The 3,820-nt window shown below is 73.2% G+C and carries 3 protein-coding genes; 2 read left to right on the top strand and 1 reads right to left on the bottom strand.

What is annotated here, in order from left to right; translation table 11 throughout:
* Window positions 1–160: 160 nt before the first annotated feature.
* Window positions 161–1,528: a GH25 family lysozyme gene (locus tag ABZ646_RS42405; protein ID WP_360531893.1), complete on the bottom strand. Its 1,368-nt coding sequence runs from the start codon at window positions 1,526–1,528 to the stop codon at window positions 161–163.
* Window positions 1,529–1,875: 347 nt separating this feature from the next.
* Between ABZ646_RS42405 and ABZ646_RS42400 the strand changes: the two genes are divergently transcribed.
* Both ABZ646_RS42400 and ABZ646_RS42395 read left to right on the top strand, forming a co-directional pair.
* The gene (locus tag ABZ646_RS42400) at window positions 1,876–2,766 is read left to right on the top strand and encodes a polysaccharide deacetylase family protein (RefSeq protein ID WP_360531890.1); all 891 of its coding nucleotides are present in this window, start codon (window positions 1,876–1,878) and stop codon (window positions 2,764–2,766) included.
* A 164-nt stretch (window positions 2,767–2,930) separates the two neighbouring features.
* Window positions 2,931–3,719 (top strand): hypothetical protein, encoded by a 789-nt coding sequence (locus tag ABZ646_RS42395; RefSeq protein ID WP_360531887.1) that lies wholly within the window; start codon window positions 2,931–2,933, stop codon window positions 3,717–3,719.
* The last annotated feature ends 101 nt before the right edge of the window (window positions 3,720–3,820 follow it).

Raw genomic sequence — 3,820 nt, 5'->3', positions numbered from 1 at the left:
CGACAGCCCCGAGTCCGCGATGGACGCCGTCGTCAACATCGAGCTGCTGACCCGCGCCGAGATGCGCTACCTGTTCCCCCGCTCGGAGCTGCTGATACCGGGGTCCCCGGATACTCCCCTGTGGTACCCGAGGACCCCGGAGTGCCGGGGCGGCGGGTTGTCAGCGGTTGGCCAGCCGGTCCAGGTCCGCCTGGGTGCCGTTGAAGACGTCCGCGGTCGCCGGGGCCTGGATGCCCGGGAAGAGCGCGGCGTCGGTGTACTGCCACATCGACCAGGTCGTCGAGCCGTCCGGCAGCGGCGGCTCGGTGATCGACCGGCGGTAGTCCGCGAGTTGCAGCGGATATCCGGCGAGGGCGGTGGTCGAGCCCAGGCAGTCGTCCAGGAAGGACTTCTGGGTGTAGACGATCGGGGTGCGGCCGAAGGCCGCCGTCACCCGGTCGAGCCAGGCCCTGATGTCGTCCACCGTGGCGTAGGCGGGGCAGCGGCCGGTGCCGTCGTCCATGCGTTCCAGGTCGAACACCGGCGGCAGGTCGCCCGCGCGCTGCCCGGTGTAGCCGGTCGCCCGTACCGCGGCGATGAACAGGTCGGCCTGCGCGGCGCCGGTGTCCGGCGACGAGCCCGTGTAGAAGTGGTACGGCGCGACGGCCAGCCCCGCCGCCCTGGCCGCCGGCAGGTCGGTGGCGAGGTACGGGTCGGTGACGTTGAGGCCCCGGGTGGCCTTGACCGTCGCGAACTCCACGCCCGAGGCCCGTACGGCGGCCCAGTCGATCGGCGCGCCGCCGGGGTGCTGGTACTCGGCCGTGTCGAGGCCGTCGACCGGATAGCCGGCCGGGCGCGGTGGCGTGCAGTACGTGTCACGGCCGGCCCAGTCCACCAGCTTCGCCCAGGTGTTGGGGCCCACGACACCGTCGGTGCCGAGACCGGCGCAGCTCTGGAACTCGATGGCCCGGGCCTGGGTGCCGCCTCCGAAGTCGCCGTCGATCGTGAGCGGCGGGTAGTGGAACGGCTCCATGGCCAGGTTCAGCCGGCACTGCACCTCCTTGACCTCGACGCCGTTCGCGCCCTTTCGCAGGGTCGGGCGGGTGTCGGTGTGGCCGCACACCCCGGCCTGCGCCGTGGCCGGGGTGCCCGGGGTGGCGCAGGTGTGCGGCTGGGCGGCCCAGGTGTTCAGCGCGGCCCAGGTCTCCGGCCCGAGCACGCCGTCCACGCCCAGTCCGGCGCACGCCTGGAACTCCTTAACCCGGGTCTCGGTCGCCGCCCCGAAGGAGCCGTCCGCCGCGATCGGCGTGTACCGGCTCGGCTTCGTCGCCAGGTCGAGTTCGCACTGCGCCTCGGCCGTCGGGTCCCCCGTGGCTCCCAGCCGCAGAATGGGCTGTTCAGCGGTGTGCCCGCAGACCGCGACCGCGCCCGCGCCCGCGGTGGCCGCGGCCCGGACCGCCTGGGCCGCCTGGGCCGCGACGGGCCCGTACAGGGGCAGGACCGTTGCCACCGCGAGGGTCAGGCCCCGCAGAAGCGTCCTCCGTCCCATCTGGTGATTCCCTCCGGTAGTCGGCCGGGAGCCCCCGGCGCGCACCAGGCTGGCAGCGGCCGTCCCGACGTACGCGGCGCCCGGTACCGATTGGGACGCCGGGACGATGACACGCCGGTGACCTGCGAGGACGGATCAGTGCTGGGATGCACATGGGACACGCGCGACCCAGGAGGCGGTTCAGCCGGGTGCTGCAAATGATCCACAAAGGTTTGTTGGGCAAGGCTTGTCCGGTGTCCCGGCAGGCTGCGGCGATGCGCCGCCTAGCATGTGCGTGCCACGTCTGTGTGGCACCTGTGCGTGGCACATCGGGGCAGGTGGGAGAGCGGATGGGAACGAGCCGGCGCATGGTGCTTGCGGCTCTGGCCGGGGGAGTCCTGGCGGGCTGCGGTGCACCGGCCAAGGACAGCGCGGCGACCGAGGCGACCGCTGTGAGCAGGACGGGGACGGCGGCCTCCGGACCGCCCTCGCCCCGGATCTCCGCCACCGGTCCCGCGGCCGTGTCGCCGCACCGGACGGCCCGGCCGCCCGCCGTCACCCGCGCCGAGATCGTCACCGAGTACGGCCACGCCGTGCCCCGCACCTGGGGCTTCGACGCGCCCGGCGTGGTGCACCGGCTGCCCGCCGGGCACCGCGGGATCGCGCTGACCTTCGACGCCTGCGGCGGCCGCGGTGGCAGCGGCTACGACCGGGACCTGATCGACTTCCTGCGCAAGCGCGAGGTCCCGGCCACCCTGTTCCTCAACTCCCGCTGGATCGACGCCAATCCGGCCCTCTTCCGCAACCTGGCCGCCGAACCGCTCTTCGAGATCGGCAACCACGGCACCCGCCACCTCCCGCTCTCCGTCACCGGCCGCTCCGCCTACGGCATCCCCGGCACCCGCAGCGCCGCCGAGGTCTACGACGAGGTCGCCGGCAACCGGGAGAAGCTCACCCGCCTGCTGGGCGAGCCGCCGCGGTTCTTCCGCTCCGGCACCGCGTACTGCGACGACGTCGCGGCCAGGATCGTCTCCGCGCTGGGCGAGCGGTTCGCCGGCTTCTCGGTCAACGGCGACGCGGGCGCCACCTTCACCCCCGAGCAGGTCCGTACGACCGTCGGGTCCGCACCCGCGGGGTCCGTCGTCATCTGCCACATGAACCACCCCGAGGGCGGTACGGCCGAGGGCATCGCCGCGGCCGTACCCCGTCTGCTGGACGCCGGCCACACCTTCGTACGGCTCTCGGACGCCCTGCACTGAGGACACCGGCCGAGAGCCCCGGCCACCGGACCCGACGGCGCGGTGAACACGGTGCGGATCCGTGGGCAACCGTGCCCGCCCCCCGTATGTCTAGGCAGCGTGACGCATCATCAGGTCCCGCTGTCCGCGGACGGTGAGGCCGCTCGATCCCGAAGGGGGATTCCATGCGCATCCGTCCGGCCGTCACCGCCGTGTCCCTTGCCACCGCCCTGTCCGTGTCGATCCCGGCGGCCGCCCACGCGGCGGACCGGGCCGGGGCCGCCGACACGACGTTCTCGCACGTCGTCGTCAACGGCGGCAAGGACCTCGTACTGGGCCTGACCACGAAGAAGACCGTCACCATCACCTGGACGGCGACGGACCCCGACGGCATCGCCGCCTCCTGGGCCTACCTGTGGCACGGCCGGAACACCGATGACGCCGACGGCGTCCTGCCGCACTACCCGTCGAACGGCACCTGCGCGGTGTCGGCCACCGACCCCACCTCCGCCACCTGCGCGGTGAGCTTCGGTGTGGACGCGGCGAAGGACCTCCACCGCAACGCCGTCGCCGGCACCTGGCAGGTGCTCGCCGGGGCGCAGGACGGCACCGACGACTGGACGGAGATCGACGCCGCGGGCACGGCTCACCTCAAGCGGCTGGCCAGGGCCACCGTGAACGCCTCGCCCGAACCGGTGCGCAAGGGCAGAACGATCACGGTCACCGGCAGGATCACCCGCGCGAACTGGGAGAGCGGCAGCTACACCGGCTACCAGGGGCAGCGGGTCGAGCTGCAGTTCCGCAAGAAGGGCAGCAGCACCTACACCACGCTGAAGACCGTCACCACCGGCAGCGGCGGATCGCTGCGGACCACCACCAAGGCCCGGACGGACGGCTACTTCCGCTTCCGTTTCGCCGGCACCACGACCACCGGCCCGGCGACGGCGGCCGGGGACTTCGTCGACGTCAGGTGACGGACCGGGTCCGGCCCGGACCCGCGAACGCCGCAGCGCGGGCCGGGAGTCGTCCCGGTCTGGAGCAGTTGCCGGTGCGCTTCGTCGAGCACCAGCTCGTC

It is taken from the genome of Streptomyces sp. NPDC007162 (genome assembly GCF_040634175.1).
Lineage (GTDB): Bacteria > Actinomycetota > Actinomycetes > Streptomycetales > Streptomycetaceae > Streptomyces.
The sequence above is the reverse complement of the archived record's forward strand: the minus strand, read 5'-3'. Positions and strand labels throughout refer to the sequence as shown.

Bases quoted from the DNA above. Each gene is read 5' to 3' on its own strand.
- ABZ646_RS42405 (WP_360531893.1), bottom strand. From the start codon at position 1,528: ATGGGACGGAGGACGCTTCTGCGGGGCCTGACCCTCGCGGTGGCAACG.
- ABZ646_RS42400 (WP_360531890.1), top strand. From the start codon at position 1,876: ATGGTGCTTGCGGCTCTGGCCGGGGGAGTCCTGGCGGGCTGCGGTGCA.
- ABZ646_RS42395 (WP_360531887.1), top strand. From the start codon at position 2,931: ATGCGCATCCGTCCGGCCGTCACCGCCGTGTCCCTTGCCACCGCCCTG.